Origin of the sequence: Undibacterium sp. Xuan67W (genome assembly GCF_049340165.1) — a bacterium.
Classification (GTDB): domain Bacteria; phylum Pseudomonadota; class Gammaproteobacteria; order Burkholderiales; family Burkholderiaceae_D; genus Undibacterium.
Genome location: NZ_JBMPPN010000004.1, coordinates 189,060 through 216,012, shown reverse-complemented (window position 1 = coordinate 216,012; position 26,953 = coordinate 189,060). Strand labels below are relative to the sequence as shown.

At 50.1% G+C, this 26,953-nt stretch carries 24 protein-coding genes; 13 read left to right on the top strand and 11 right to left on the bottom strand.

Translation table 11 applies throughout. From position 1 onward, the window contains the following. Positions 1 to 6 precede the first annotated feature (6 nt). From ACO0LE_RS05425 to ACO0LE_RS05395, 7 genes are all read right to left on the bottom strand, one after another. Positions 7 to 891 (bottom strand): branched-chain amino acid ABC transporter permease, encoded by an 885-nt coding sequence (locus ACO0LE_RS05425; protein WP_422959404.1) that lies wholly within the window; start codon positions 889 to 891, stop codon positions 7 to 9. Between the two features lie 335 nt (positions 892 to 1,226). Beyond that, on the bottom strand, positions 1,227 to 2,438 hold the full coding sequence (locus tag ACO0LE_RS05420) for an ABC transporter substrate-binding protein (RefSeq protein ID WP_422959403.1): 1,212 nt from the start codon (positions 2,436 to 2,438) through the stop codon (positions 1,227 to 1,229). A 130-nt stretch (positions 2,439 to 2,568) separates the two neighbouring features. Continuing rightward, on the bottom strand, positions 2,569 to 3,330 hold the full coding sequence (locus ACO0LE_RS05415; RefSeq protein WP_422959402.1) for an ABC transporter ATP-binding protein: 762 nt from the start codon (positions 3,328 to 3,330) through the stop codon (positions 2,569 to 2,571). Further along, entirely contained in the window at positions 3,327 to 4,100 is a 774-nt protein-coding gene (locus tag ACO0LE_RS05410; protein ID WP_422959401.1) for an ABC transporter ATP-binding protein, read from the bottom strand. Before ACO0LE_RS05410 ends, ACO0LE_RS05415 begins: the two co-directional genes overlap by 4 nt. Positions 4,101 to 4,421: 321 nt before the next feature. Continuing rightward, the gene (locus tag ACO0LE_RS05405) at positions 4,422 to 6,050 is read right to left on the bottom strand and encodes a GMC family oxidoreductase (protein ID WP_422959400.1); all 1,629 of its coding nucleotides are present in this window, start codon (positions 6,048 to 6,050) and stop codon (positions 4,422 to 4,424) included. Positions 6,051 to 6,056: 6 nt separating this feature from the next. After that, positions 6,057 to 7,124, bottom strand: a complete 1,068-nt coding sequence (locus ACO0LE_RS05400; RefSeq protein WP_422959399.1) for an NAD(P)H-dependent flavin oxidoreductase — start codon at positions 7,122 to 7,124, stop codon at positions 6,057 to 6,059. Positions 7,125 to 7,255: 131 nt separating this feature from the next. Next, on the bottom strand, positions 7,256 to 8,770 hold the full coding sequence (locus tag ACO0LE_RS05395; RefSeq protein WP_422959398.1) for a CoA-acylating methylmalonate-semialdehyde dehydrogenase: 1,515 nt from the start codon (positions 8,768 to 8,770) through the stop codon (positions 7,256 to 7,258). 117 nt (positions 8,771 to 8,887) lie between these two features. Between ACO0LE_RS05395 and ACO0LE_RS05390 the strand changes: the two genes are divergently transcribed. The 7 genes from ACO0LE_RS05390 (at position 8,888) to ACO0LE_RS05360 (ending at position 13,268) form a co-directional block, all read left to right on the top strand. Then, positions 8,888 to 9,778 carry a LysR family transcriptional regulator gene (locus tag ACO0LE_RS05390; RefSeq protein WP_422959397.1) on the top strand — a complete coding sequence of 297 codons (891 nt, stop codon included), beginning with the start codon at positions 8,888 to 8,890 and terminating at the stop codon, positions 9,776 to 9,778. A 126-nt stretch (positions 9,779 to 9,904) separates the two neighbouring features. After that, a complete protein-coding gene (locus tag ACO0LE_RS05385) occupies positions 9,905 to 10,657 on the top strand; it encodes a substrate-binding periplasmic protein (RefSeq protein ID WP_422959396.1) in 753 nt (250 codons plus the stop codon). Next, complete coding sequence (locus ACO0LE_RS05380; RefSeq protein WP_422959395.1) at positions 10,657 to 10,923, top strand: hypothetical protein; 267 nt, start codon at positions 10,657 to 10,659, stop codon at positions 10,921 to 10,923. The genes ACO0LE_RS05385 and ACO0LE_RS05380 overlap by 1 nt, the downstream gene beginning before the upstream one ends. 11 nt (positions 10,924 to 10,934) lie before the next feature. Then, a complete protein-coding gene (locus ACO0LE_RS05375; protein ID WP_422959394.1) occupies positions 10,935 to 11,384 on the top strand; it encodes an FKBP-type peptidyl-prolyl cis-trans isomerase in 450 nt (149 codons plus the stop codon). Between the two features lie 31 nt (positions 11,385 to 11,415). After that, complete coding sequence (locus ACO0LE_RS05370; protein WP_422959393.1) at positions 11,416 to 11,931, top strand: M48 family metallopeptidase; 516 nt, start codon at positions 11,416 to 11,418, stop codon at positions 11,929 to 11,931. A 21-nt stretch (positions 11,932 to 11,952) separates the two neighbouring features. Then, positions 11,953 to 12,270 carry an antibiotic biosynthesis monooxygenase family protein gene (locus ACO0LE_RS05365; RefSeq protein ID WP_422959392.1) on the top strand — a complete coding sequence of 106 codons (318 nt, stop codon included), beginning with the start codon at positions 11,953 to 11,955 and terminating at the stop codon, positions 12,268 to 12,270. Between the two features lie 254 nt (positions 12,271 to 12,524). After that, entirely contained in the window at positions 12,525 to 13,268 is a 744-nt protein-coding gene (locus ACO0LE_RS05360; RefSeq protein WP_422959391.1) for a hypothetical protein, read from the top strand. A gap of 168 nt (positions 13,269 to 13,436) precedes the next feature. On the opposite strand, the gene ACO0LE_RS05355 is transcribed toward ACO0LE_RS05360, so the two are convergent. Then, complete coding sequence (locus ACO0LE_RS05355) at positions 13,437 to 13,697, bottom strand: hypothetical protein (protein WP_422959390.1); 261 nt, start codon at positions 13,695 to 13,697, stop codon at positions 13,437 to 13,439. A gap of 316 nt (positions 13,698 to 14,013) precedes the next feature. Here ACO0LE_RS05355 and glpK point away from each other — a divergent pair, with 316 nt between their 5' ends. After that, positions 14,014 to 15,483 (top strand): glycerol kinase GlpK, encoded by a 1,470-nt coding sequence (gene glpK / locus ACO0LE_RS05350; RefSeq protein WP_422959389.1) that lies wholly within the window; start codon positions 14,014 to 14,016, stop codon positions 15,481 to 15,483. A 78-nt stretch (positions 15,484 to 15,561) separates the two neighbouring features. On the opposite strand, the gene ACO0LE_RS05345 is transcribed toward glpK, so the two are convergent. Next, entirely contained in the window at positions 15,562 to 16,251 is a 690-nt protein-coding gene (locus ACO0LE_RS05345) for a glycine zipper 2TM domain-containing protein (RefSeq protein WP_422959388.1), read from the bottom strand. 173 nt (positions 16,252 to 16,424) lie between these two features. On the opposite strand from ACO0LE_RS05345, the gene ACO0LE_RS05340 reads away from it, so the two are divergent. After that, on the top strand, positions 16,425 to 16,949 hold the full coding sequence (locus ACO0LE_RS05340; RefSeq protein WP_422959387.1) for an SRPBCC family protein: 525 nt from the start codon (positions 16,425 to 16,427) through the stop codon (positions 16,947 to 16,949). Between the two features lie 335 nt (positions 16,950 to 17,284). Beyond that, positions 17,285 to 18,394, top strand: coding sequence for a GNAT family N-acetyltransferase (locus tag ACO0LE_RS05335; protein WP_422959386.1), 1,110 nt, complete (start codon positions 17,285 to 17,287; stop codon positions 18,392 to 18,394). Positions 18,395 to 18,486: 92 nt separating this feature from the next. Here ACO0LE_RS05335 and ACO0LE_RS05330 read toward each other — a convergent pair whose 3' ends face one another. After that, complete coding sequence (locus ACO0LE_RS05330) at positions 18,487 to 19,023, bottom strand: DUF2867 domain-containing protein (RefSeq protein WP_422959385.1); 537 nt, start codon at positions 19,021 to 19,023, stop codon at positions 18,487 to 18,489. 123 nt (positions 19,024 to 19,146) lie between these two features. On the opposite strand from ACO0LE_RS05330, the gene ACO0LE_RS05325 reads away from it, so the two are divergent. The 3 genes from ACO0LE_RS05325 to ACO0LE_RS05315 all read left to right on the top strand — a co-directional run bounded on the left by ACO0LE_RS05325 (position 19,147) and on the right by ACO0LE_RS05315 (position 23,111). Next, positions 19,147 to 20,361: a DUF3419 family protein gene (locus ACO0LE_RS05325; protein WP_422959384.1), complete on the top strand. Its 1,215-nt coding sequence runs from the start codon at positions 19,147 to 19,149 to the stop codon at positions 20,359 to 20,361. A 117-nt stretch (positions 20,362 to 20,478) separates the two neighbouring features. After that, positions 20,479 to 21,597, top strand: a complete 1,119-nt coding sequence (locus ACO0LE_RS05320; RefSeq protein ID WP_422959383.1) for a hypothetical protein — start codon at positions 20,479 to 20,481, stop codon at positions 21,595 to 21,597. Between the two features lie 998 nt (positions 21,598 to 22,595). Further along, positions 22,596 to 23,111, top strand: coding sequence for a DUF2059 domain-containing protein (locus ACO0LE_RS05315; protein ID WP_422959382.1), 516 nt, complete (start codon positions 22,596 to 22,598; stop codon positions 23,109 to 23,111). Positions 23,112 to 23,272: 161 nt separating this feature from the next. Here ACO0LE_RS05315 and putA read toward each other — a convergent pair whose 3' ends face one another. Then, positions 23,273 to 26,935: a trifunctional transcriptional regulator/proline dehydrogenase/L-glutamate gamma-semialdehyde dehydrogenase gene (gene putA / locus ACO0LE_RS05310; RefSeq protein ID WP_422959381.1), complete on the bottom strand. Its 3,663-nt coding sequence runs from the start codon at positions 26,933 to 26,935 to the stop codon at positions 23,273 to 23,275. Positions 26,936 to 26,953: the final 18 nt, after the last annotated feature.

The following is a 26,953-nucleotide window of genomic DNA, read 5'->3' as shown; positions in this document are numbered from 1 at the left end:
CTCCGATTATTTTTCTTTGCCGAACAAACCGGCAGGGCGGATCATTAAGACAATTGCCATCACGATGAACACCACCGTCGCAGACAGTTCCGGATAAAACACGCGGGTCAGGCCTTCGATAATGCCCAGGCCAAGACCCGTCAGGATAGAGCCGAGAATAGAACCCATGCCACCGATCACAACCACCGCGAATACCGTGATAATCAGGTTCGATCCCATCAGGGGTGACACTTGTATCACCGGTGCCGCCAGCACGCCTGCAAACGCCGCTAAAGCCACGCCAAAGCCGTAGGTCATGGTTACCATCAAGGGAACATTGACGCCAAAGGCTTCTACCAGTTTAGGATTCTCAGTACCGGCCCGCAGATACGCACCGAGCTTGGTTTTTTCAATCACAAACCAGGTCGAGAAACAGACAGTCAGCGAGGCCACCACTACCCAGGCGCGATAGTTAGGCAAAATCATAAAACCGAGATTGGTCGCCCCCATCAGCGCATCGGGTACCGAATAAGGCTGTCCCGAGACACCATAGAAAGAGCGGAATAAACCTTCGAGCAGCAAGGTCAGGCCGAAAGTCAGCAGCAACCCGTACAGATGATCGAGTTTATATAACCAGCGCAACATAGTTTTTTCGATGACGATGCCGAAGATTCCCACTAGCAAAGGCGCCGCAATCAGCATGATCCAGTAATTAATACCGAAGTAATTCATGCCCATCCATGCTAGAAAAGCGCCCATCATATACAAGGCACCATGCGCAAAATTGATCACATTCAGCAGACCGAAAATCACGGCCAGACCGAGTGACAACATGGCGTAAAAAGAGCCATTCACCAACCCCAGCAGCAACTGGCTGAGCATCGCTTGAAGCGGGATACCAAATATTTCCATGGCACTCTAAAGAAAAATACCCCGAACAACCGGGATAGATAGCTGATTCAAAAAAACTGATGCAGACGGGATAAAACAGATCTGCCCAAGCTCACCTTTAAGCAAATTTGCGTCCCCGTCTACCACATAATTTACGTTCTTGCTGCCACCTCATCTGTCACGTTGTTAACAACATGGTTGACGGATAACTTCAAACCGGCCAATCCGTTTGCCTGCCCCTCCCCCTTCACTTGCTTAGGGGAAAGGGGGCCAGCCCCTGGCTGGACCGGCAGGCTGAGATACGCTGACATGAGAAGAAAAAGGTTTCAGCACATACTTTTTTTACTTACGCCCAATTACTTCCAGGCAGCGCACTTACTTTCCGCTTTGGTCGTGAATGCCTGTTCACCCGGAATAGTCTGTACCACTTTGTAGTAATCCCATGGATACTTGGACTCAGACTGGGACTTCACCTGCATCAGATACATGTCATGAATCATGCTGCCATCGCCGCGGATCGTGCCGTTTTTGGCATACATGTCATTGATTTTCATGCTGCGCAATTTCGCCAATACTTTATCGGTATCATCGCTGCCCGCTGCTTTCACAGCGTTCAGATATTGCAAGGTAGCGGAGTAATCAGCAGCTTGCAGGCTCGACGGCATTTTTTTCATTTTGCCGAAATAGCGACGTGCCCAGGTGCGGGTTTCTTCATTCGCATCCCAGTACCAGCTATCCGTCAGATACATGCCCTGAGTCAGGTTCAGCGTCAGGGAATGCACATCATTGATGAACATCAACAGACCCGCCAGCTTCATGGTTTTGGTCACGCCAAATTCATTCGCGGCTTTAATCGCATTGATAGTGTCGCCGCCGGCATTAGCCAAACCAAGAATTTGCGCTTTTGAAGCTTGCGCCTGCAACAGGAAAGACGAGAAATCTGATGCCGATAACGGGTGACGCACAGCACCCGCCACAGTACCACCAGCCGCTTTCACGACGGCCGTAGTATCACCTTCCAGCGATGCACCGAATGCATAATCCGCTGTCAGGAAATACCAGCTTTTGCCGCCTTGCTTAACGACAGCAGAGCCTGTGCCTTTTGCGAGTGCCACCGTGTCATATGCATAGTGAATGGTATAAGGTGTGCATTCTTCGTTAGTCAGACGTGCTGTGCCTGCACCAATGGAGATAAAGGTCTTTTTCTTCTCCAAGGCAACCTTGGACATGGCCAGACCTGTGCCGGAATTGGTACCGCCAATCAGCATATCAACGCCGTCGCGGTCGAACCATTCACGCGCTCTGCTTGCTGCGATGTCCGCTTTGTTTTGATGATCAGCGGTCACGAGTTCGATTTTTTTACCCAGAACCGTGCCGCCAAAATCAGCAATCGCCATCTTGATCGCTTCAGCGCCACCCTGGCCGTCGATATCGGAATACAGGCCAGAAACGTCGGTAATAAAACCGATCTTGACGACATCGCCAGAAACCTGTGCAGAGGCGGTGCCGGATAATGTTGCCAGTGCGGCAGAGACCGCCAGTGCTGCTACTTTATATGTTGTTTTCATGTGTCTTCTCCAATCATTTTATCAATTTGAACTGCTTATATAGTATGAAAACTAAGTACAAAAACTAAGTACAGAAATTAAGTCAACTACGCACCACTCTTACTTATCACGAAACTGATTCCCTATCTAATCACACACCCAATAATTCATTCAGCACGGACATCTTGTCCTGCAACTCGGCTGCGGCAAAAGTTTCGACAATTTGCCCGTGCTCCATCACATAAAACCGGTCTGCCAGCGGTGCTGCAAAACGGAAATTCTGTTCCACCATAATGATCGTATAACCCTTAGCTTTTAACGTCGTAATCATACGAGCCAGCGCCTGCACGATGACTGGTGCCAGACCTTCCGAAATCTCATCGAGCAGTAATAGGCGCGCGCCGGTACGCAGGATACGCGCCACTGCCAGCATCTGCTGCTCACCACCGGACAAACGTGTACCCTGACTGTTTTTACGCTCCGCCAGATTCGGAAACATCGCGTAGATATCATCGATCGACATACCTTGATCTTTGCTTGATACCGACGGTGGCAGCATCAGGTTTTCTTCGGTCGACAAAGAGGAGAAAATGCCGCGTTCTTCGGGGCAATAGCCAACGCCCAGATGAGCGACCTTGTACGTAGGCAGGCCAATTGCCTCGACCCCATTAATCTTGATCGAGCCTTTGCGTGCGCCAGTCAATCCCATGATGGCGCGCATCGTGGTGGTACGGCCGGCACCGTTGCGACCCAGAAGCGTTACGACTTCGCCGGGATTCACGACCAGATTAACGTCATGCAAAATATGCGATTCGCCGTACCAGGCTTGCAAATTCGTGATCTGTAACGCTGGCGTTGTACCGGATGTGGCAGAACTCGCGGATGTATCGGCTGACATGGTTGCAACACTCATACGTGTGCTCCTTCGAGTTCAGCTGAGGTACTGCCCATATAGGCTTCCATGACTTTCGGATTTTTAGACACTTCTTCGTAGCGGCCCTCCGCCAGCATGGCGCCGCGCTGCAAGACGGAGATTTTGTCGCAGATACCCGAGACCACGCTCATATTATGTTCCACCATTAATATCGTGCGCCCTGCCGATACCTTCTTGATCAGCTCAGTCACGCGGTGTACATCCTCATGTCCCATCCCTTGCGTCGGCTCGTCAAGCAGCATCATTTCCGGCTCCATCGCCAGGGTCGTGGCGATCTCCAGCGCGCGCTTGCGTCCATAAGGTAAATCAACGGTAATTGTGTCAGCAAATTCGGTCAGATCTACCTGCGCCAGCAGCGCCATCGCCTGATCATTGAGGCGCGCTAGACTTGCTCCGCTTTTCCAGAAATGAAAAGAGGTACCAAGCTGGCGTTGCAAGCCAATCCTCACATTCTCCATCACACTCAGATGCGGAAACACCGCCGAAATCTGGAATGACCGGATGATGCCCTGACGTGCAATCTGCGCCGGCTTGGCTGCCGTGATATCGCGACCGTTAAACAGGATCTGTCCCGAGGTTGGCACCAGAAACTTAGTGAGCAAATTAAAACAGGTAGTTTTACCGGCACCGTTAGGGCCGATCAATGCATGAATATGTCCACGCTGCACTTGCAGGTTGACATCGCTAACTGCGGTAAAGCCCTTGAACTCTTTGGTCAAATGCTTTGTCTCTAGGATGACATCGGTCATCTGGTCTCCTTTTTGCCTGCGTAGTTTCATTACGAACTGCACTATGACAACCCTGTTGGCTTTTTATTTTTTAATGACCAAAGGGGCTTTTTATTCTATTTTTAGCGATTTTTATCGCGTTTTTATTACCTTTTATATTACCCATCGCCGTAAGTATTCAACAATACGGTATAACTACTGTAAGTAGTAACCACAGGCTTTTATCCCTGTTTTCCTGAAGTATTAAAACATACTATTTCATGGTGTCCCATCAAGAAATACATGACCAATTATTTGCTCAGTTGTCTGTTGATTTGTTTATTTATGGACACACTCAGAACGCTATTTAGGCGCAGCCGCCAATATCATTCTGGCGGCTTTTTCTGCAATCATCAATGTCGGTGAATTGGTATTGCCCGAGGTGATGGTCGGCATGATGGATGCGTCAGCAACCCGCACGCCACGCAGACCCACTACACGCAATTCACTATCGACCACCGCCTGTTTATCCGTGATCACGCCCATCTTGCAAGTACCAACCGGGTGAAAAATCGTCGTCCCGATGTCGCCTGCGGCACGAGCTAACTCTTCCTCAGTACGGAACTGCGCACCAGGTTTCATTTCTTCTGGGGCATATTTTTGCAAGGCGGGTGCAGCAACGATTTTGCGCGTCAGTGTCAGCGAGTCAGCGGCAATTTTTCTGTCCTCGGCTGTACTCAGATAATTCGGCGTAATCTTCGGTGCCGATAAAGGGTCGCTGCTGGCGATGCGTACATGGCCGCGGGATGTCGGACGCAGATTGCAGACGCTCGCCGTAAAAGCAGGGAAGGAATGCAGAGGGTCGCCAAATTTTTCCAGCGTCAATGGCTGTACGTGATATTGCAAATTTGGTGTGGCCTGACTCGAATCGGAGCGGGTAAAAGCACCCAGCTGGGACGGCGCCATCGACATAGGACCGCTCTGTTTTAGCAGGTATTCAAGTCCGATACTAGCCTTGCCTAGCCAGCTATTCGCCATCATGTTCAGGGTTTTAGCACCGCTGATTTTAAACGCAGAACGGATTTGCAAATGGTCTTGCAGGTTTTCACCCACGCCCGGCAAATCATGTACTACCGGCACGCCCAACTGGTGTAAATGGGCGCCGTTTCCGATACCAGATTGCTGAAGAATCGCTGGGGAGCCGATCGCGCCAGCGGCCAGCACGACCTCGCGGGAGGATTCTGCGGACCATTCCTTACCGCCACCGATAAACTCTACGCCGCTACATACCTTGCCCTGCGCACTGTCCGTAAATTGCAGACGTTTGACCTGGCAGCCCGTCATGATAGTCAGGTTGCCGCGTCCTGCTGCTGGCTTTAGAAAAGCCTTAGAGGCGTTCCAGCGTATGCCACGTTTTTGGTTCACATCAAAATAGCCGCAACCGTCATTATCGCCGCGATTAAAGTCGTCAGTTTTCGGAATGCCAACCTGAGATGCCGCCTCACGGAATGCATCCAGAATCTCCCACGACAATCTTTGCTTTTCAACCCGCCATTCACCGCCTGCGCCGTGCATTGTGCTGGCACCGCCATAATGGTCTTCGCTCTTTTTAAACAGCGGCAATACCTGATCCCAGCGCCAGCTGGCGTCACCGCTCTGCTCTGCCCAGTGCTGGTAATCCTGCTCCTGTCCGCGCATATAAATCATGCCGTTGATCGACGAGCAACCACCCAATACTTTGCCACGCGGATAAATCAGGCTGCGGCCGTTCAGACCCGGCTCGCTCTCGGTACGAAACATCCAGTCGGTACGCGGGTTGTTAATGCAATACAGGTAACCGACCGGGATATGAATCCAGACATAGTCGTCCTTGCCACCGGCCTCCAGCAGCAAGACTTCGTTGTCAGGATTCTGCGATAAGCGATTCGCCAGTACGCAACCTGCCGTACCTGCGCCAATGATGATGTAGTCGTATTTGCCAGCGGATTGCATAGTCTCTTATGTTGATTGGTGTTGCTGTAATTCGGTGATCAGCGTGGCGATCAGGCCCGCGGCTGACATCTTGCGCACGCGATGCGCACCCTGACCGGCCCACATCGACATCAGTTCGGTGTCATTGGTCTTGGCCGCATGCGCACGCAGGCTGCCGGTCAGGGCGTTTTGTATAGGATAAGCAGGGACTTGTTGTGCGACCGTCTGCATGGTTTGCATAAAGCGATTCCGCACGCCGCGGGCAAGTCGACCGGAGAAAGCACGGGTCTGCATAGTTGCCTCCTCGCCCTCAGCGGAATTACCGCTAGCCAGCTCCAGCAGCTTTGCCTTATACGCCGGATGGATCGCGGCTTCATCCGTGGTCAAAAACGCGGTGCCCATCTGCACCATCTGCGCACCCGCTTGCAAGGCTTCTGCAATATCGCCACCATGCATGATGCCGCCTGCCAGAATCAGCGGCACATGGCTGTGCGATTTCACTTGCTGCAATAAGGCCATGGCGCTCAGGGTTGCCTCTTCTTGCTTGCCGATAAAAGTGCCGCGATGACCACCGGCCTCGACGCCTTGCAGACAGATCGCATCAGCGCCCATGGCTTGCCAGACTTGCGCCTCGGCCAGATTGGTCGCCGTGCCAACCACCAGAATCCCTGCGTCATGCAGACGCTGAATCTGGCTCGCATGCAAGATGTCAAATGTGAAGCTGGCAACCGCCGGACGCGCGATCAGCAAGGCATCAAGCTGCGCATCAAAGTCCTCGCACCAGCGTGTCGGCGTTGGCAGAGCATTCCATCCAAGCGACATCCAGATCGGCTGCAATAATTGTTTTGCGGATTCGAGTGCCGCATAATCGATTTGAGGTCGTGTCTGGACGAATAAATTAATCGCGAAGGGTTTGTCAGTCAGGCGACGGATATGCTCCGCCTGCTCAATGATTGCCAGCGGCGTCAGCAAGGGCCCGGCAAGCGATCCGAGGGCGCCGGCATTCGACACCGCAGCGACCAGTTCAGGCGTGGTAGCACCACCGGCCATCGGCGCCTGAATAATCGGATGAGAACAAAGTTGCGTGATCTTCATGGAATTTGACTCCAAAGTAAGCGTCCGGCATGATTTTACATACTAAGGGAGAGTATCAGTATCGTCAGGCCGATTCCGCTTATAAACAAAGCGGAATCGGCATTCAACCAGCGATACTCCCCTAAAATATCTTATTTCGCAACCGGCATGGTGAACTCTGCACCCTTGGCGATGCTGTCAGGCCAGCGCTGCATGATCGATTTGTAGCGCGTGTAAAAACGGATGCCTTCTTCGCCATACGCATGCTGATCGCCAAACAATGAGCGTTTCCAGCCACCAAATGAATGCCACGCCATCGGCACTGGAATCGGTACGTTAATGCCCACCATCCCAACCTGAATCCGGCGTGAAAATTCACGCGCCGTGTTGCCGTCCGAAGTGAACAGCGACACGCCGTTGCCAAACTCGTGACGGTTAATCAGTTCAACTGCGCTGGCAAAATCCGGTACCCGCACCACACACAGCACGGGGCCAAAAATTTCTTCACGATGGATTTTCATACCCTCTTTGACATGATCAAACAGCGTGCCGCCGAGGAAGAATCCACCTTCATGTCCCGGCACTGTCAGGCCGCGACCGTCGACCAACATCGTCGCCCCTTCGGCGATACCGTCAGCAATATAGCCTTCGATTTTTGCCTTATGGATTGCGGTCACGACCGGTCCCATTTCTGCATCGGCTTCCATTCCGTTTTTGACGATCAGTGCCTTCACACGCGGAACTAAAGCATCGACCAGTTTGTCTGCCACATCACCCACCGCAACGGCCACAGAAATCGCCATGCAACGTTCGCCTGCCGAGCCGTAAGCCGCGCCCATCAGGGCGTCTACCGCCTGATCGAGATTCGCGTCCGGCATCACAACCAGATGATTTTTTGCCCCACCCAGCGCTTGCACCCGCTTGCCCATGCGCGTGCCTTCGCTATAAATATATTCTGCAATCGGGGTCGATCCGACAAAGGAAATGGCCGACACATCAGGATGTTGCAACAACCCATCGACCGCCAGTTTGTCACCCTGCAGTACGTTGAAAACGCCGTCCGGCAAACCAGCTTGCTTGAGTAAATCGGCGATCAGTAAAGAGCAGGAAGGGTCACGTTCTGACGGCTTTAAAATAAACGTATTACCAGTCGCAATCGCCAGCGGCGCCATCCACATCGGCACCATGAACGGGAAGTTAAATGGCGTTATCCCGGCAGTCACACCGAGCGGTTGACGCAGGTTGTAGTTATCGATACCGCCTCCGATGTTGTCGGAGAATTGTGTTTTCAAGAGTTGCGGCATGCCACAGGCAAATTCGACAATCTCAATTCCGCGAGTCACTTCCCCCATCGCATCCGACAGCACCTTGCCATGCTCTTGCGTGATCAGCGTCGCGATCTGCTTGTGATGCTGGTCCAGCAACTCTTTGAACTTGAACATCACCCGCGCGCGTTTCAGCGGCGCTGTCTCCGCCCAGGCTGGTGCAGCAGCTTTGGCAGCCGCCACGACCGCGTTCACATCATCCGTCGTCGCCAGCACGACCTTCGCACTGACCACCCCGGTTGCCGGGTTAAACACCTCTTGCTGACGCTCACCAGCGGAAGGATGAACAACGCCGTTTATAAAATGCTTGATCAAAGGGCTGGAGGAAGGGGTAGCGGACATAAGCAAACCTTTTAGGTAATATTTAAATGTTCATATAGACTAACCCAGTGTTCAAGCCAAATCCAATGAGTTATTATCAAATCTAATATAAGCAACACTAATAATGGAGACCACAAGATGGATCTCGTTCAACTCAAAGCCTTCGTCACCGTCGCCAGAGAGGGCAACCTGACGCGGGCCGCAGAACGCCTGCATGTAACCCAGCCTGCCGTGAGCCTGCAAATCAAATCGCTACAGCAGAGTCTGGGACTGCAATTACTGCATCGCACATCCAGCGGCATGACCCTCAGCAACGACGGCGTAAAACTTTTGCCCCATGCCGAGAGGGTACTTGCGAGCATGGCCGATTTTCAGCAAGCCGCCGATACCCTGCATTCAACATTAACAGGCGAGCTGGCGATCGGCACGATACTTGATCCTGAATTCACACGGCTAGGCGTGTTTTTAAAACGACTGGTGGAATCCTATCCTCAGCTTTCCACCAGATTACAACACGGTATGTCAGGCTCTGTCCTCCAGCAAATACGGGCGGGCTTGCTTGATGTTGGCTTTTATCTGGGCCAGCCGCCGGACGATGGCAAAACGCAATACCATGCACTAACATTGACCCATTTCACCTACCGTGTGGTTGCACCTGAGGGCTGGAAAAGCCGGGTCACCGGAAAGGATTGGGCGGCGCTGGCGCAACTGCCATGGATATGGACGCCACCCGAATCAACGCACAACCGTCTGTTGAGCAGAGTCTTTGCCGACCACCACGTGACGCCAAATAAAGTAGCGCTGGTCGATCAGGAGCCATCGATGCTCGACCTAGTTAAATCCGGTGTCGGCCTGAGTTTGCTACGCGATGCGATTGCCATCCGCGAAGCGCACGCTCACGGATTAGTGATTGCCGATGCCGTCAACCTGTCGACCGAACTGAGTTTTATCTGCCTGGAAAAGCGCCAGAACGAAGCAACGATTGCGGCGGTTTTTGCCCTACTTAAACTGTGCTGGGGTCTGGAATAAGCACGAAAAATCCGACATAACGCGACTGAAGTGATGCCAAAAAGGACACAGACAAGGTCTCATTTCTGTCCTATAATCTTCCACCGATTTCGCGCTCCATATGCGCGTTCCACACAAGGCTAACTGATGTACTTACTGACGTGCTCAAGTAGTAAACCGCAAGTGAAAGCACTAGCAGCCCTGCTGCTTAGCTTGCCCTTGCTGGCACAAGCAGAAAGCATACGTCTGGTCATTCAGGAATTTGCACCATTCACCCATACTGATCCCAAGTCCAACGAGATCAAAGGTTTTCTGACCGACAAGGTGATGGAAATCATGAAGCGAGCAGGCGAATCCCCGACTATCGTCAGCACTTCACTGGCGCGCGGCTACCAAGCCACATTAAACGAAGAAAATACTTGTCTGTTCGGATTTCGTCGTACGCCGGACAGAGAAACACTGTTTAAATGGGTCGGTCCGCTGACGACGGATACCTGGGTTTTATACACCAAAAAATCCGATACCCGCAGTTTAAAAAATTTTGAAGACGCGAAGGCTTTTAGCATCGGCTCTTATAAAAATGCGGCAACCGGCCTTGAACTCGCCAAACAAGGTTACAAAATAGAATTCGCCAGCGAAGATGACGACAATCCGCGTCTGCTGGTGAATGGCAGGATCGATTACTGGATCGTGTCCGAACTACACGGCATGCAAATGGCGCAGGAGCAAGGATTCTGGAGCGATATCAAACGCGCCATCAAATGGCGCAATGTAGATCTGTATATGCTCTGTAATGCCAAAATGGACAAACAGCGCATCGACCGGTTTAATGAGCTGAATAAAGAAGTTGATCGCGAAGGCTATATGGAAAAAATCACGCGTAACTACGGAGCCAGATAATGGCCAGCTTACGCTCAACGCGCGCCAGTGCTGCCGTCATGCGCCTGAAAGACAGAAGCAATAATGCCCCGTATTCCATGGTCAGCACTGCCGACGGACGCTTCTATCTGGTACTCGCCAATGCCTCCGGCGATAACGAAAAACTCAATGAACCTTTAGAGTTGGATGCCTTTGTCGCCTTCGTCAACGGGGTCAGCAAACAAGCACCGAAAAAAGCCAGCAAACTCGATATCGCTTTCGAAGCAAAACTACGCAATAAACTTTAAGGAGTTGCCTCATGAACCGTCGTGTCATCACTAGTCTCGTAGTCGGTATCGCCAGCCTCATCGCGCTCGCACCAGCCAGCGCACAAACTGCAGCGCCTGCCGATGCCGGTCCGAAAAAAATGGATTTGCAAAAAATCGATACCAAGGTCGGCACTGGCAAAGAAGCCGTCGCTGGCAATACTGTGACCGTGCATTACAGCGGCTGGCTGCTTGACCCGAAAGCGGACAAACAACACGGCATGATGTTCGACAGCTCGGTCGGAGATAAACCATTCACCTTCCAGCTCGGTACCGGTCGCGTCATCAAGGGCTGGGATCAAGGCGTTGCCGGGATGAAGGTCGGTGGCAAACGCACTATCATCATTCCGCAAGATCTTGGTTATGGCGCGCGTGGCGCTGGCGGCCGGATTCCACCATATGCGAATTTGATTTTTGATATTGAATTACTTGAAGTCAAATAGTTCCATAGTCAAATAAAACGTACGGCGGCGCATGCAAAAACGGGAGCTCAATTATCTGACGGCTTATCCTGCTGCAATTCAGCAGCAGGTTCAGGACCTGATCGCAAGCGAACAGCTAGCCAGTCTGCTCCGTAAAAAATACGCCTCCGCACATCAAATCCGTACCGACAAAGCGCTCTACCAATACGTACAAGATTTAAAGAGCACCCATCTGCGTAATGGCGATCAGATCAGCAAAGTTCATTTCGACAGCAAGATCAAAGTGATTCAGCATGCGCTGGGGCAGCACACGTTCATCTCCCGGGTCCAGGGTAATAAGCTCAAATCCAAACACGAGATTCGCATTGCCACCTTATTCAAACAGGTGCCGGAAGAATTTTTAAAAATGATCGTCGTGCATGAGCTCGCTCACCTGAAAGAAAAAGAGCATAACAAAGCCTTCTATCAACTATGCAGCTACATGGAACCGCAGTATCACCAGTACGAACTGGATTTGCGGCTCTACCTGACGCAGATCGACACCTTCGGCGGTGAGGTCTGGAACTGACAACCTACGAGCAAGACATCGATGAGCACGATCGCCAACAAGCCACAACCTCCCTACTACGCCGTCATCTTCACATCCAACCGCACAGAAGGCGACGATGGCTATAACGATATGGCTGACACCATGTTAAAACTAGCCATGCAGCAACCTGGATTTCTGGGCGTAGAATCCGCCCGTGCGGAAGTCGGGATTACTGTCTCCTACTGGGCAGATTTGCACGCCATCAAACAATGGAAAGCTAATGCCGACCATCTGGAGGCGCAACAATTGGGCAAAGAGAAATGGTATTCCTCGTATAAAACACGGATTAGCAAAGTGGAATTTGATTACGGGATGTGAGCCACTGATATTGAAAATTGGTACAATCCCTGGCAGTCAGTTAAGTCGAATCAGGTGGGTATCAGACGAGCATCAATCGCCCCTTTTTCCACATGGCGGCCTTGGTCGTCATTGCATCGCCAGCGATGCGGCGTCCTCCCGCCTTGCCAGGCCAAAAATCCATCGATGTCTACTCCACCAAGGCAACCTGACTGACCACTAGCCTCATTTTCAGCACCGCCCACAACGTATTTTTTCATCTCACAGGAGAAAACATGCCATTTCTTGGTATTGGTCTACATGTCTTAGTCGCGCTGTTTTTTGCTGTGCATGCGATCCGCTCGGGCCAGCAAATCTACTGGCTGCTGATTCTTTTTTCATTTCCGCTGCTTGGCAGTATCGTGTATTTTTTCGCCATTTATATGCCGAATTCCGGACTGGAATTCGGTGCAAAAAAAGTCGTCGCCGCAGCGGCAAAAACACTGGATCCGACCCGCGAATTGCGCGAAGCCCGTACCGCTTTTGAGTACATACCCACCGCACAAAATCAGATGCGACTGGCCTTAGCTTTACTAGAAACAGGCAACGCGGAAGAAGCCGCAAGTAACTACGAGGCCTGCCTCAAAGGTCCTTTCGCTGCCGACCCGGAAATCAAATTTTGCGCCGCCCGCGCGCTGACCGAGAGTGGCCGTTACGCCACGGCGATCAGCCATCTGCAAGAGATCCGCAACAAGGACGCCGGTTTCCGCGCCGCTCAGGTCAGCTTGCTACTCGCACGGGCATTTGCCGGAGCCGAGCGGCATGCCGATGCCAAAACAGAGTTCGAATCAGCAATGCATCACTTTGGCGGCTTTGAAGTCGCTGCCGAGTACGCCATCTGGGCATATGGCAACGGTGATACGGCGATTGCCAGCAAGTTGCAGTCAGAAATAGATCAGCAGATGAAACGCTGGAACAGTCATACCAAGGATATCAACCGGGCTTTGCTTCGTCGTCTGAATGCCGCAAAAGGGCAATAAGCTGACGTCGCCTCATATGACTCCTATCGACTTATATCACCGCACAACAAGATAAAAAAATGACGTCTCGTTTGAGAACATCATCAGCGCTTGAACGGTGAGTGCCGCACCCGTCTAAAAAGCTCCATCCGTCATTGCTCTGACGCGCGCTTACGGGTCTGGCACTATCTACCGCTGCTTTTGCCAGATGATTTCGTTTGAATAAATCGCGTAAAAAAAAGCGCAGATCGCGGCCACGGTGATAATTGTTCCGGCAAAAAACCAGAAGCTCAATCCGGTCGGGAAAATCGCCTGATACCAGCCGATGATGCTCATCGCCATCATCCCGCCGTAAGAGAAATTCAGCAGGCGCTGTTTTTTCTGTAATACACCGACAGCTAGGCAGCCAAGTACCGTCACAGACAAGGTAAAACTGATCGCTTCTAACATGATGTCCCCCTTTCTTTTCTGTTCGTTATAAATTCACTAAACCGGCATGTAGCAACACCTTTGCAGTGTCAGCGGCAACTATATCAATCCGCATCACGCGAGTCGGGCTTGTCATTTTCATCAAGTTTGTTAAAACTCTTGATAATTTACTATAACAAACTTGGTTATTATTACTAGCTTTTTTATTATGATTTGTGTTGTTATCCGCGAACAATCGATTCTGCGGTGCAGCATGTAAAGTGTTTCGCCCGATTTACACTTACTTCTTACACTTACTGGTTGAATACAAAAACCACAAACTCCAAAGACACTAACCATGACCTATCTGCTCGCTCTCGACCAAGGCACATCCAGCTCCCGCAGCATTTTGTTTGACCGTGCCGGGGCGATCGTGGCGACCGCACAGCAAGAGTTCCGGCAACTGTTTCCGCAACCGGGCTGGGTCGAGCATGATGCGATGGAAATCTGGCAAAGCCAGTTGGCGACCTGCAAGGAGGTGCTTCATAAAAGTGGTGTCGCCGCCAGTGAGATTGCAGCCCTCGGCATCACCAACCAGCGTGAAACCAGTATCTTGTGGAACCGCAAGACCGGCATGCCGGTGGCGAATGCGATTGTCTGGCAAGACCGCCGCACTGCCGCGTATTGTGATGAGCTTCGCAGTCAGGGCTGGGCAGAACGCATACAGCAAAAAACCGGCCTGATTCTGGATCCGTATTTTTCCGCCAGTAAAATCAAATGGCTGCTCGATCATGTCCCCGATGCACGCCAGCAAGCCGAGCGTGGTGAACTGGCATTCGGTACCGTTGATACCTGGCTGGCCTGGCAACTAAGCGAGGGCCAATTGCATGTCAGCGACGTGAGCAATGCTGCGCGGACGATGCTCTGGAATATCCATGAGGGTCGATGGGATGACGAGCTCCTCTGTTGTTTTGATATACCGCGCGCGGTTTTGCCTGAAGTCTATGCATCGAGTCATCGCTTCGGCAATGCGACAATTTTTGACCAGCCGGTTCCGATAGCCGGTATCGCTGGCGATCAGCAATCCGCTTTGTTCGGGCAAGCCTGCTTTCAATCCGGCATGGCAAAAAATACCTATGGTACGGGTTGCTTTATGTTGCTGCACACCGGCAGCGTCTGCGCGACTTCGCATAATGGCCTGATCAGTACCTCGGCCTGTCAGACCGGCGAGCAGCGCCAATATGCGCTTGAAGGCAGCGTATTTATCGGTGGCGCTGTGGTGCAGTGGCTGCGCGACGGATTAAAAGCGATACAGCATTCACCGGACGTGGAGGATCTGGCGACGACCGTGCCGGATTCGCGTGGCGTGGTGTTTGTACCGTCGTTTACGGGGCTCGGTGCGCCGTATTGGGTACCCTCCGCAAAAGGCGCGATCCTCGGTCTGACGCGTGGTACCACGGTGGCACATATTGCCCGCGCCGCACTGGAGTCAATCGCGTTTCAGAGCACCGCGTTGTTGCAGGCCATGACTAGGGATGCCGTCGCGCCGATCACCGAATTACGGGTTGACGGCGGTGCCGCAGCCAATAATCTGCTGTTGCAATTTCAGGCGAACTTATTAGGTATTCCGGTGATACGACCCAAGGTCACCGAGACCACCGCACTGGGCGCGGCGTATCTTGCCGGTCTGGGTGTGGGTATCTACGACAGCGTGGAAGAATGCGCGGCACAATGGCAAATGGAACGGACTTTTTTACCCGCCATGAGCCGCGATCAGGCCGGTGAATTAATGCAGCAATGGAATGTTGCGGTTGGTCGTGTGCGCTAAGTGTGCGCTAATCTTGGTTCGTTAAGACGCGATAGAAGACCATACCGGTAAAAACTCAAGGTACTGCATCAATGCTGATTAACCCAAAGATTCCAGTGCACCATTGACTGCCTTCACACGGTCACCAACGCGCCAGCCGTTTTGCGGATAAGTACGCAGGCTGCCGTCATCCATGCGGACTTTGACTTGATAAACCGTGTTCGTGCCGGATCTTTTTTCTACTTCATTACCGGCATAACCGCCGCCGACAGCACCGGCAACCGTCGCCAGTGTACGTCCGTTGCCGTTACCCACCTGATGCCCCAGAATACCGCCTAACACCGCACCCGCTGCGACGCCGATACCGCTAGGTTTGGCTTGTTGCTGAACGGTATGGATTGCTTCTACACGTCCGCAATTCGCACAAATCGTTTTATTCGTTAAGGTGTCGTTGGACGTATCAGACGCAAGCTGATTATTCGCGGCGGGCTGATGTGATGCGCCTGAATTGCGACGCGGTGCATCGACGGGATACGGTGAGCGGTCAACCACAGGAGCATGCAGTTTGTCGCCAGGGGCAGTACCATTTTGCGCGGTATTTTGCGTCATATTCTCTGGCTGTGACAGACTGCTACCAGAGGCCATCGGATCTTGAGGATTGCCATGCCCTTGCGAGCTGGGGATCACCCCTGTAATTGCGGCGACACCGACCAGGGACAGCAAGGTAACAGATACCGCCGCGGCTGCCAGCAAAGGGTGGATACGACGTGGAGATGGTGTGTTTTCCATATTTGAGCTTGGTAGTTGTAACAAACTCAGTATAGAAGTGCCTACGATCAAAAAATAGACGAGAGATGTGTCATCTGTAATCCTTTGTAAAACCGCATGACACTTGTTATTTTTGCCAAATGTGCGCAGAATGATTTCGCCATAAGCCGGTCAATTCCACTGGAGAGATTACGATGAAACTACTAAAACGCATTCTGGGTACGCTGCTTGCACTGGTTATTATCATTCTCGCAGTTGCCTTTGCACTGCCAAACGACTATGGCGTATCACGCAGTATCGTGATCAACGCGCCTGCTGAAAAAATTTATCCCATGATCGTCACGACCAAAGAATGGCAAAAATGGTCGGTCTGGAACCAGCGCGATCCCGCCATGGTCATGACATTCACCGGTCCAGAAGCAGGCAAAGATGCCGCTTGGGACTGGCAGAGTAAAAGTCAGGGCAACGGTGGCATGAAATCCACCAATGTAGTCAAGAACCAGCAAATCGATTACGAACTACACTTCGAGGGCATGGGCAATCCATCGACCGGCAGCTTCATTTTTGAACCGCAAGGCAATGCCACCAAAATCACCTGGACCATGAAAGGGACCAGCGAGGGGAACGTGTTCACCAAATTGTTTGTCCCGTTCATGGATAAACTGATAGGGCCAGATTTTGAAGCCGGATTAAATAACTTGAAGAAACTTGTTGAATAGAAATAGAATAGCAAGCTTTGTTGCGAAAGCTGCAATCTTCAGGGAGATTTGCTGTGGCGGATACGGGCAGTTTTCCTGGGCTGCTCTTATATACTGGGTCCTAGTATAAATTTATTCGCTCGATATAAGAGCGGGGACAGGCATGTTTTGAGAAAAAACAGGGGAGTATCTGCTATTGCACTGAAACCGCACTGACTAGTTTGTATCTGTAGCGTCTCTGGGTGTTCTTCCGTTCTTAGTTCCCCATAATCGCCTTGTTCCTGAGCAGTGCTGTTTTAAACTCCCAGATTCCAAACTCTCAGATTCGCCTAATTTTTTCGTTCTACTTTTTCACGATGCAAACACTGCTGCTTACGACGGATGCTGAATTTGATGCTGTAGAACCGTCATGGCGCAGCCTTGAGCAGCAACTTGTTCAGCTATTGCCTTTCCAGACCTATGACTGGAACCGTTGCTGGTGGCGCGTGTTTGCTGTCCAGACGCTGGTTCGCAAGGATAGGTTAGCCATCGTCACTTTGTACGATCAGGATCGGCTGGTAGGCATCGCTCCTTTGCTCATTTCATGCATCGGTATTGCGGGCGCGGCGCTATACCGCTACGTCCGGCCATTTGGCTCCGATCCCAATCTGACCGAGATCCGTATTCCGCTGGTCTTACCCGGTTATGAAGCCGCATTGACGAATGCAATTCTAGATTTACATGAACAATACTCGGCAGGACTTGTTGAACGTCAGTTCATCGCCGAAGCGTCGCAGGCGCAAGTTCTGAGACAGCGTCCGTCATTACATCAGCTTGATCAGCGTCATATTCCTAATTTCATTTTGCCGCTGGCCGCTAACTGGGACCAGTTTCGTACTAGCTTAAAACGCAATATCAAAGAATCGATACGACGTTGTTATAACTCGCTGACACGCGACCAGTTGGTACCACACCTACAAGTACTACAAGGGCAAACGGCGATCACGGCGCAACTCGGTTTGTTTTATCAATTACATGGGGCACGTGCCGCAGCGGATACGTCGGTCAAACATCCCGACTATTTTTTAAATCCTCAGCACAAAGACTTTATCACTGCCCTGCTGGCATCGCCCTTCGCCAGCCGCATGCATCTGTTTTGCCTGCGCGTCGATCATCAGGTTGTCGCGGTGCGTCTGGGATTTTTGATGGGTGACGAGCTGTATCTTTATTACTCCGGCTACGATCTCGCTTATGCGAAGTACAGTGTAATGACGACGCTGCTGGTCGAAGTGATTTGCTGGTCGATGGACGCGCAACTCCAGCGCATCAATCTGTCGGTGGGAGAAGATGTATCAAAAACCCGCTGGGGGCCGGAACTCAAAAGCTATGTCGAAATTCAGTTTGCAGAACAAGGCTGGTGGCGTAACCGCATCGTCAGATCGATCAGTCATTTCCGCAAGCGGCGTCAGTCTTTGATTACAGATTAATTAATCCGGTTGTTTTGTTCTGCTGAATTTCGCTGGATTTCCCCGAGTCTCGGTGATTTTCTTTGAGTTTATGCACCGGCCTATTCCATTGATTATCTGTCCGTCACCCGGTTAAATCGACGCGAGCGGCTACCCGGGTCTGTCCATTTCCTGAGCAGTGCAGGTACAATTTGTTTATGCGCCGGCACGACAAAAAACAAACACATCTGCCCGACCAGATTGTGGATGTGGACGACGGTTGAAACAATCGCCGTGTCATCTTCGTCCGACTTAAAGACCGACACCCGGACATCCAGATGTTTGTCACAATCGCCGAGTATCACTTCCTGCTCGGACATCGCCAGGATAGAAAAAATACCGAGCTTGTCACCGACCTTGTACATTTTGCGACGGCGTTCTATGCCGCGAAAATTTTCCAGATGCTTTAAACCGAACAAGCGCACAAGCTTATTCCGTGACGTGATGACAAAATCGATCCACGCCGGGGTTTTCGCCACCAGGTCCAGATACAAATCGAGCGCGGATTTTTTGTAGCTACCCACGCTCATCGCAAATGCGTGCTGAAAATCAGAGTCATACGCATAGTCTGCGATGTTGCTTGCTTCCGGTACTGTGGTTTGACTAATCATACTGATCCTGTTGTTCGCCCGTCATATTGACAGTCATTTCATCAATTCTTCATCAAGCTGTCACTTGCCTGTCACCTTGATTACCTACAGTTCACAAAACTTCTATCCATATGCGGAGATGGCATGAACACCAAGACACTTATCGATACTGCAATTATCAACTCTACCACGTCAGGTAGCAAAGGTTTAGCTGATCGTCTGTTCACGCATTGGTTTAGTCGCCTAGTTTATGCCCAGATCTGGGAAGATCCAAAGTCGGATCTTGATGCATTGCAACTGAAGCCTGGTGCCAATATCCTGACCATCTCATCAGGTGGTTGCAACGCGCTTGCGTATCTGTCAGCGAATCCGGCTGCGGTGCACGCCGTTGATTTAAACGCAGCTCATCTTGCTATGCTGGAGATGAAGAAAAAAGCCATCAAGCATTTGCCGGATTACGATTCGGTTCTGGCCTATCTGGGCAATGCCGCACATAGCGATAATCTGAAGCGGTATCAGCGCCACATTCGTCCGCATCTGAGCGAAGATGCCAGCACATTCTGGGAAAGCCGTTCCTTGCTAGGTCAGCCGCGCTATCGCTATTTCAGCAAAAATGCATATCAATTTGGTTTGTTAGGTGACTTCATCGGCTTTGCCCATATGTTCGTCCGCATGATGGGCGGCAATATGAAAAAACTTCTGGAGGCGCGCACGCCGGAGGAGCAAAGTCGTTTATTTGACCGTTATCTAGCACCGGTATTTGATACCGCCATCTTCCGTTTCATCGCACGTCAGCCTGTGGCTTTGTATAGCCTGGGAATACCGCCATCACAATTTGCCGCGCTAAAACATGATGCCAAGCAAGGCTTGCATCTCTTGTTCAAAGAAAGAATGCGTCACCTGGCCTGCGATTTTCCGATTGAAGAAAATTGCTTCGCCCAGCAAGCGTTCGGACGGCGCCACGATACAAGTAAGCAAGCGGCTTTACCGATGTATTTGCAAAAACAGTATTTCACCAGTCTGCGCCTGAACATTGATCGGGTGCATGCCCATCACATTACGTTGACCGATTTTTTACGCAAACAGACAAACGCCTCGATGGATGCCTATCTGTTTCTTGATGCGCAAGACTGGATGGATCAGCAGCAGTTGACGGAATTATGGGAAGAAGTGACCCGTACTGCCGCACCAGGTGCCAAAGTCGTGTTCCGTACCGGTGGCGAAGAATCTCCGCTGGAAGGCAAATTGCCTGCTCACCTGATCTCCGCCTGGCACACTGATGTCGCACATAATCGTGCGCTGTATGCAACGGATCGTTCAGCAATTTACGGTGGTATGCATTTATATCAAAAAGTCTAAGCGACCTTATTAGATTCGTTTATTTGACTCACTTATTGGATTCGCTCATTGCATTCATCCAATTAGATAAATTTGCTTGCTTTGTTTGATTCACCTCATGTATTTGTCGCTGCCGCTTTGACACTTTCTCCCCAACTCCGCGCTGATGCTCTATGGCTGCTTGCAGCGAAAGCTCGTGGTGGCGCGCATTGGCTGAGTAATGTAGATTGCAAGATTGAATGCATCAGTATTGCTGATAGTACGCAGCCGGTCAGCTTACTCGATGTCAGCAACCGTAATACCAGTTATGTGGCGAGTCCGCGCTCCGCCTGGCTACGTTATGCCAGAGACGAAGCGATACGGCATGCCCCAGCCTATACACAGACGCTAGCCTCCATCGCCAGCGCTCTGGTTTTCAGTCCAATGGCCGCCATGCTCAGCACCAGCGATATCGACCGTGCCGCGGTTGTCGGCAATCACCTGATGTCGACCAATCTTTATCCCGACTGGCAAGAGAACGACATCAAAGATCTGACCGCTCATTTACGTGAGCTGTATCCAGACCGGCCTTTTATGATGCGCAATATTTGTCCGGAGATCAACCCGCAATTGACAAATGCGTTGCGGCAACAAGCCTGGGAACTGATACCGGCACGCATGATTTACACCTGCGATCCAAGTCACAACGCGGTCTGGAAACACAATCACGTTAAAAAAGATGCACGGCTACTACAGGACGCTGCGATACAGATTATCCCGCCAGACCAAATACGCAGCAGCGATTTACCCAAGATGCGTGCATTGTTCCGCCAGCTGTTTATCGATAAACATTCGAGACTGAATCCCGACTTCACGCCGGCTTTCTTTGAACTTTGCCTGGAAACGGGCTTCCTTGATCTGTATGCCTTGCGCTGGCACGAACGTCTGGTCGGTGTGATTGGCATTTATCATCATCCTGAATCTGGCTGGATGACTACCCCACTGATCGGTTACGACACCAGCCTACCGCAAGAACTAGGACTCTATCGTCGCCTCATGGCCTTATTGTTGCAGCAGGCAAAGCAAAGACAGGCAAAACTTCACTACAGTTCAGGTGCCAGTCAATTCAAACGCGCTCGCGGCGGTGAGGCACATCTCGAATACAGCGCCGTATTCACAGGCCATTTATCGCGCTATCGGCAATGCATGACACAGATGTGGGCAAAAACCCTACAAAAGCTGGCTACAGCCATACTGCGCAAAGCCGACCAGTACTGACGCTATCATCATATTGGCTATGCCATTACTGTGAGAGCAGCATGCCATCCGCGTTTCTGTGAAGGAATATATATTTGGCAGAAACCCAGAATTCGACTGTGGATAAGTGTCTGCATATCCACAGGACAGTCTGTGCAAAACCCCAGACTTTTGCAGAGCTCACATATTTATCCCAAATCTATTCTTTTACAGTACAGGGCTTATCAGGGTATTTATCTTTTCTGTAAAAGATTGATTCTGTTGATAAAAAACGAGTTATCCACAGAAACATCGCTACGTTAACTATTACTACTATGTATATATATACCTTAATGTAAACAACAAAGACTTCTGTCCTTTCTGTTTTTTTAAAAAACCAAGCCTATCAAAATCATTCAAAGCAAATGCCATTTCAACTAGCCGGCTAACGCTATGACGAATAAAAAACGCACGGCTAAAGATCAAAAGGCAATATAAAAAATTGCAGCGTGCTTACAAACCTAGATTTTCTGCTTATCAAAGCCATCGTGTGGATCTAAGTGATCCCAGATCGGTGAGGTAATGGGATAGTGGCGCTATGGTCGAAAACTGCTGGGGCAGCGTTCTGATGAATTTTTTACCATCAGGTTATTTAAAAAAACGGATAAATTAAACGACTGCAGTAAAAATAAGGCTAAAAAAGTCCATATTGCAAATGTGACTGTGGATAAGTCTAAGGATATCCACCGCACAGCATGTGCGAAACCATGAAATAACCACGAACAAGAAAAATTATCCACTAACCGTCCTGTCGCCATACAAGACTTCTTCATGGGTTTATCTTTTTCGCAGTGCATTGATTCTGTTGATAAAAGCAAAGTTATCCACAGAAACATCCCTACGTTAACTATTACTACTATTTATATATATACCTTTATTGTTTTAAACAAAGAAAAGCAAACCAAGCAGAAAAAGCCTGAAAACCGTTAGATTCATATAAAATTAATAAGCACTTTTGCAAAGATCCTCCTTCACCCAAAATGACATCAACTAAATTAGGTTTTTTACTGGCTCTCAGCCTGTTTCTAAGTAATGCCCATGCAGAAGACACTAAGCCAACTGAAGAATCGATTAAGCAGCTCTTCGTGCTGACTAACGCCAAATCATTGATTCGTAACGTCGATCAGCAAATCGACAACCTCATGAGGAGTTCGATGGAACAAGCCTTAAAGGGTGCAAAACCAAGTGAAAAAGAACAAGTTGCATTAGATAAATTCAGGGCGAAGATTGTTGTCGTATATAAGGAAGAAATAAGTTGGGAAAAACTCGAGCCAACATTTATTAAAATCTATACAGACAGCCTTACTCAGGAAGAGGTAGACGGCATTACAGCGTTTTATCAGTCACCTTCCGGTCAGGCGATGATTAAAAAAATGCCGGTAATAATCCAAAACACCATGGGATCTATGCAAAAAATCATGGTGCCTATGATGGAAAGACTGCAACTAGCATCAAAAGAATTAGCGCAAGATATGGAAAAAATAAAAAAGAAATAAAAGCGTAAATTTTTTGGATTTTGTGGCCTGTAACAACTAGCTTAAGCAATAAAAAAGGTGAACACACCTAGAAGCATGTTCACCTTTTTCACATATCGGTCAGCGACAATAACAACTAATTGTTAACTGACCTCATCAAATGATCTAAATCACCTACACCATCAGTCTTGCAAGGTCATCAAACTGGCATTTCCACCAGCTGCAGTTGTATTGACACACAGTGCGCGTTCAGCAACCAGTCGCCATAAAGGAGCTTCGGTCTCTTCATGCATCTCGATTACAGACACGATAGCGCCGTTCTGAGCTGCAAAGACGGGTTTGTAGTGTACAAGCAGCTCACCTTCAACTAAAGCGAACTGGAGCTCTTCCTGGCCTGCTTCTGCCTGTCTGATCAGATCACGAACTTCTGCCGGTAAGCCAGATGGCAAAATTGCCATGGTTTGTGCCGGCAAAACGGGGATATTGCCTGTTGCCAGCAATACTGCAATTTGATTCAGCAGGCAATTTACGCTACTTGCCGCACAAAATACCTTGCCACGCGGTGCAAATGATAAGGTATTGCGTTCGCCAGTTGGTCCCGGCAATACCAGAGTGATTTTGTAAGGACTGGCGTGTGCATAGTGATCGGCGAGTTCGGCGATTTTTTCATGGCCATGTGTTTTAGCCCAGACCAACAATGCTTCCAACGCAGGAGGTGATTGACGCTCATACACTGTGTGACCGCCGAGACTGCCGGAAGGATTTTTTTGTAAGCGTTTCAGATACAGAGGGCCGCCAGCTTTTGGTCCTGTGCCAGATTTACCTTCACCGCCAAAAGGCTGCACACCGACAACAGCACCGACGATATTGCGATTCACATAAATATTGCCGACGTGTGCGCGTGAACTGATGAAGTTGATCGTTTCATCAATACGGGAATGAATACCCAACGTAAGACCAAAACCAGTCGCGTTTATGCTGTCAATCAGTTGCGGCAACTGATCACGCTGATAGCGAAGGATATGCAATACCGGACCAAATACCTCTTTGGTCAGTTCAGATAAAGACTGAATCTCAACGACAGTCGGTGCAATAAAGGTGCCCTTATTGCAGGACTCCGCAAGGTTTAATGAATAACTTGCTGTGGCTTTTTGTTTGATCTGATCGATATGCGCTTGCAGTGCTTTTTGTGCGTCTGCATCGATAACTGGTCCGATATCAATAGCGAGCTGATCAGGTTTGCCGATACGCAGTTCCTGCATTGCGCCTTTTAGCATTTCTATGGTTTTATCTGCGATATCTTCTTGCAGGCAAAGTATACGTAAGGCAGAGCAACGCTGACCTGCACTGTCAAAAGCAGATGAGACAACGTCATTGACGACTTGCTCTGGCAAGGCACTGCTGTCCACAATCATCGCATTCTGGCCGCCTGTTTCTGCAATAAGCGGAATGTCGATGTTTTCTACCACTGAGCGTTTAGTCAGGGTGCGGTTGATGATCTGTGCAACCTCGGTAGAGCCTGTAAAAATCACGCCTTTGACGCGACTATCGGCAACCAGTTGCGCACCAACGACTTCCCCTGTACCAGGCAAGAATTGCAAAGCTCCGCGTGGTACGCCAGCCTCATGTAAAAGCTGGATTGCACGATAAGCGATGAGCGGCGTTTGTTCTGCTGGTTTTGCCAGAACCACGTTACCGGCGGCCAGTGCAGCACTGACTTCTCCGATAAAAATCGCCAGAGGAAAATTCCACGGACTGATACAAACGACAGGGCCAAGCGCGAGAGTATTTGGTAAATGTTCTACTTGTGCTGCGTAATAGCGTAAAAAATCGACTGCTTCGCGTACTTCTGCCAAGGCGTTCGGTAGTGATTTACCAGCTTCGCGAATCGCTAAGGCCATAAAATCCAGGGTGTGCGCTTCAAGCAAATCACCTGCTTTTTTTAATATAGCTGCACGCGCTGAGGGTGCAGTGGTTTGCCAGTCAATCGCATACGCTTCAGCCTGTGCCAGCGCCGTCTGTACGTCTTGCGTATCGGCTTCGATTACGCTACCAACGATGTCCTGATGATCGGCTGGATTAATTACTGCGCGGGCCAGGCTTGCTGAGACCTGACCTTGTAATAAAGGTTGTGCCTGGATTTGGGTTTGACTGGCCTGAATAAAATGAAGACTGATTTTTTGCAATTCAATCTCATTGCTGAAATCTAGGCCAGAAGAATTTTTACGTTCTAAACCGAATAAATCCTTGGGTAAATTAATCCCTGTATGCGGTACCCCGCCCAGTTTTTTTGCTACTTCAATCGGATCGGCGATCAGCGATTCAATTGAAACAGCTTCATCGACAATCTGATTCACGAAAGAAGAATTAGCACCGTTTTCTAATAAGCGACGTACCAGATAAGCGAGCAAAGTCTGATGCGACCCGACAGGTGCATAAATACGACAAGGTTTATTGAGCTTGTCTTTACCGACGACCTGATCGTATAAGGTTTCGCCCATGCCATGCAGGCATTGGAACTCATAGTCGGTGATACCAGCTTTTTGCGCCCAAGTGTAAATCGCAGAGAGCGTCAATGCGTTATGCGTAGCGAATTGCGGATAAATGACCTCCGTTGCTGTCAGCAATTTTTGTGCGCAGAACAGATACGATAAATCCGTATAGACCTTGCGTGTGTAGACAGGAAAGCCGCTCATCCCATCGACTTGCGCACGCTTGATCTCGGCATCCCAATAGGCGCCTTTTACCAGACGCACCATGAACTTGCGGCCGCTACGGCGAGCTAAATCAATCAGGTAATCGATCACATATGGACAACGTTTTTGATACGCCTGCACGACAAAACCGATACCGTCAAAGCCGGCTAATTCCGGATCAAATGCTAATGCCTCCATCAGATCAAGAGATAACTCAAGGCGATCTGTTTCTTCAGCATCGATGTTCAGACCGATGTTGTATTGCTTGGCGAGCAGTACCAGATTTTTGAGAATTGGTAACAGTTCATTTAAGGTACGTGATTTTTGTGCGCGTGAATAACGCGGATGCAAGGCTGATAGTTTGACTGAAATACCCGGACCATCTTTGATACCACGACCATTTGATGCTTTGCCGATGGCATGGATCGCGGTTTCATAGGATTTCAGATAAAACGCTGCATCATGTGCCGTCAATGCCGCTTCACCCAGCATATCGTAGGAATAACGGTAGCCGCGCTTCTCGTTATCCTGACTATTCTTAATCGCTTCCTGGATGGTCTGACCAGTCACGAATTGATTCCCCAGCATACGCATCGCGAGGTCTACACCTTTGCGTATCAAAGGTTCTCCGCCTTTAGCGATCAGGCGGGTCAGCGCCGAACCTAAACCCTGTTCGCTATTTGTGCTGACCAGCTTGCCGGTTACCAGCAGACCCCAGGTTGCCGCATTGACGAATAAGGACGGCGATTCACCCAGATGTTTTGCCCAGTCACCTTTACTGATTTTGTCTGCGATCAGACGATCCGCGGTCTGATGATCGGGAATACGCAACAAGGCTTCTGCCAGACACATTAAGGCAACGCCTTCTTCGGACGATAAAGAAAATTCATGCATCAGCGCATCGACACCTGATGCACGGGTACGCTGTTGTCGCACCGAACTCACAAGTTGATGCGCTAACTGATGCACTGACTGTTGCGAATCAGAATGTGGATTAATATGTGCAAGCAACCATTGGACTGCATTGACTTCATCACGACGGTATACTTCAGTAATTGCGGTTCTTAATGCAGTTTGTTCGGGAAGAATTTCGGCTTGTAATTGCTGGAAAGGTGTCTTGGCAGGCATAGCGGTCTGAGTGGGATTCATATAATTTTTATCAAAACA

Bases quoted from the DNA above. Each gene is read 5' to 3' on its own strand.
- ACO0LE_RS05420 (WP_422959403.1), bottom strand. From the start codon at position 2,438: ATGAAAACAACATATAAAGTAGCAGCACTGGCGGTCTCTGCCGCACTG.
- ACO0LE_RS05365 (WP_422959392.1), top strand. From the start codon at position 11,953: ATGAGCACGATCGCCAACAAGCCACAACCTCCCTACTACGCCGTCATC.
- ACO0LE_RS05400 (WP_422959399.1), bottom strand. From the start codon at position 7,124: ATGAAGATCACGCAACTTTGTTCTCATCCGATTATTCAGGCGCCGATG.
- ACO0LE_RS05330 (WP_422959385.1), bottom strand. From the start codon at position 19,023: ATGATTAGTCAAACCACAGTACCGGAAGCAAGCAACATCGCAGACTAT.
- ACO0LE_RS05410 (WP_422959401.1), bottom strand. From the start codon at position 4,100: ATGACCGATGTCATCCTAGAGACAAAGCATTTGACCAAAGAGTTCAAG.
- ACO0LE_RS05315 (WP_422959382.1), top strand. From the start codon at position 22,596: ATGACATCAACTAAATTAGGTTTTTTACTGGCTCTCAGCCTGTTTCTA.
- ACO0LE_RS05340 (WP_422959387.1), top strand. From the start codon at position 16,425: ATGAAACTACTAAAACGCATTCTGGGTACGCTGCTTGCACTGGTTATT.
- ACO0LE_RS05385 (WP_422959396.1), top strand. From the start codon at position 9,905: ATGTACTTACTGACGTGCTCAAGTAGTAAACCGCAAGTGAAAGCACTA.
- ACO0LE_RS05395 (WP_422959398.1), bottom strand. From the start codon at position 8,770: ATGTCCGCTACCCCTTCCTCCAGCCCTTTGATCAAGCATTTTATAAAC.
- ACO0LE_RS05370 (WP_422959393.1), top strand. From the start codon at position 11,416: ATGCAAAAACGGGAGCTCAATTATCTGACGGCTTATCCTGCTGCAATT.
- ACO0LE_RS05355 (WP_422959390.1), bottom strand. From the start codon at position 13,697: ATGTTAGAAGCGATCAGTTTTACCTTGTCTGTGACGGTACTTGGCTGC.
- ACO0LE_RS05415 (WP_422959402.1), bottom strand. From the start codon at position 3,330: ATGAGTGTTGCAACCATGTCAGCCGATACATCCGCGAGTTCTGCCACA.
- ACO0LE_RS05425 (WP_422959404.1), bottom strand. From the start codon at position 891: ATGGAAATATTTGGTATCCCGCTTCAAGCGATGCTCAGCCAGTTGCTG.
- putA (WP_422959381.1), bottom strand. From the start codon at position 26,935: ATGAATCCCACTCAGACCGCTATGCCTGCCAAGACACCTTTCCAGCAA.
- ACO0LE_RS05345 (WP_422959388.1), bottom strand. From the start codon at position 16,251: ATGGAAAACACACCATCTCCACGTCGTATCCACCCTTTGCTGGCAGCC.
- ACO0LE_RS05360 (WP_422959391.1), top strand. From the start codon at position 12,525: ATGCCATTTCTTGGTATTGGTCTACATGTCTTAGTCGCGCTGTTTTTT.
- ACO0LE_RS05335 (WP_422959386.1), top strand. From the start codon at position 17,285: ATGCAAACACTGCTGCTTACGACGGATGCTGAATTTGATGCTGTAGAA.
- glpK (WP_422959389.1), top strand. From the start codon at position 14,014: ATGACCTATCTGCTCGCTCTCGACCAAGGCACATCCAGCTCCCGCAGC.
- ACO0LE_RS05390 (WP_422959397.1), top strand. From the start codon at position 8,888: ATGGATCTCGTTCAACTCAAAGCCTTCGTCACCGTCGCCAGAGAGGGC.
- ACO0LE_RS05325 (WP_422959384.1), top strand. From the start codon at position 19,147: ATGAACACCAAGACACTTATCGATACTGCAATTATCAACTCTACCACG.
- ACO0LE_RS05380 (WP_422959395.1), top strand. From the start codon at position 10,657: ATGGCCAGCTTACGCTCAACGCGCGCCAGTGCTGCCGTCATGCGCCTG.
- ACO0LE_RS05375 (WP_422959394.1), top strand. From the start codon at position 10,935: ATGAACCGTCGTGTCATCACTAGTCTCGTAGTCGGTATCGCCAGCCTC.
- ACO0LE_RS05405 (WP_422959400.1), bottom strand. From the start codon at position 6,050: ATGCAATCCGCTGGCAAATACGACTACATCATCATTGGCGCAGGTACG.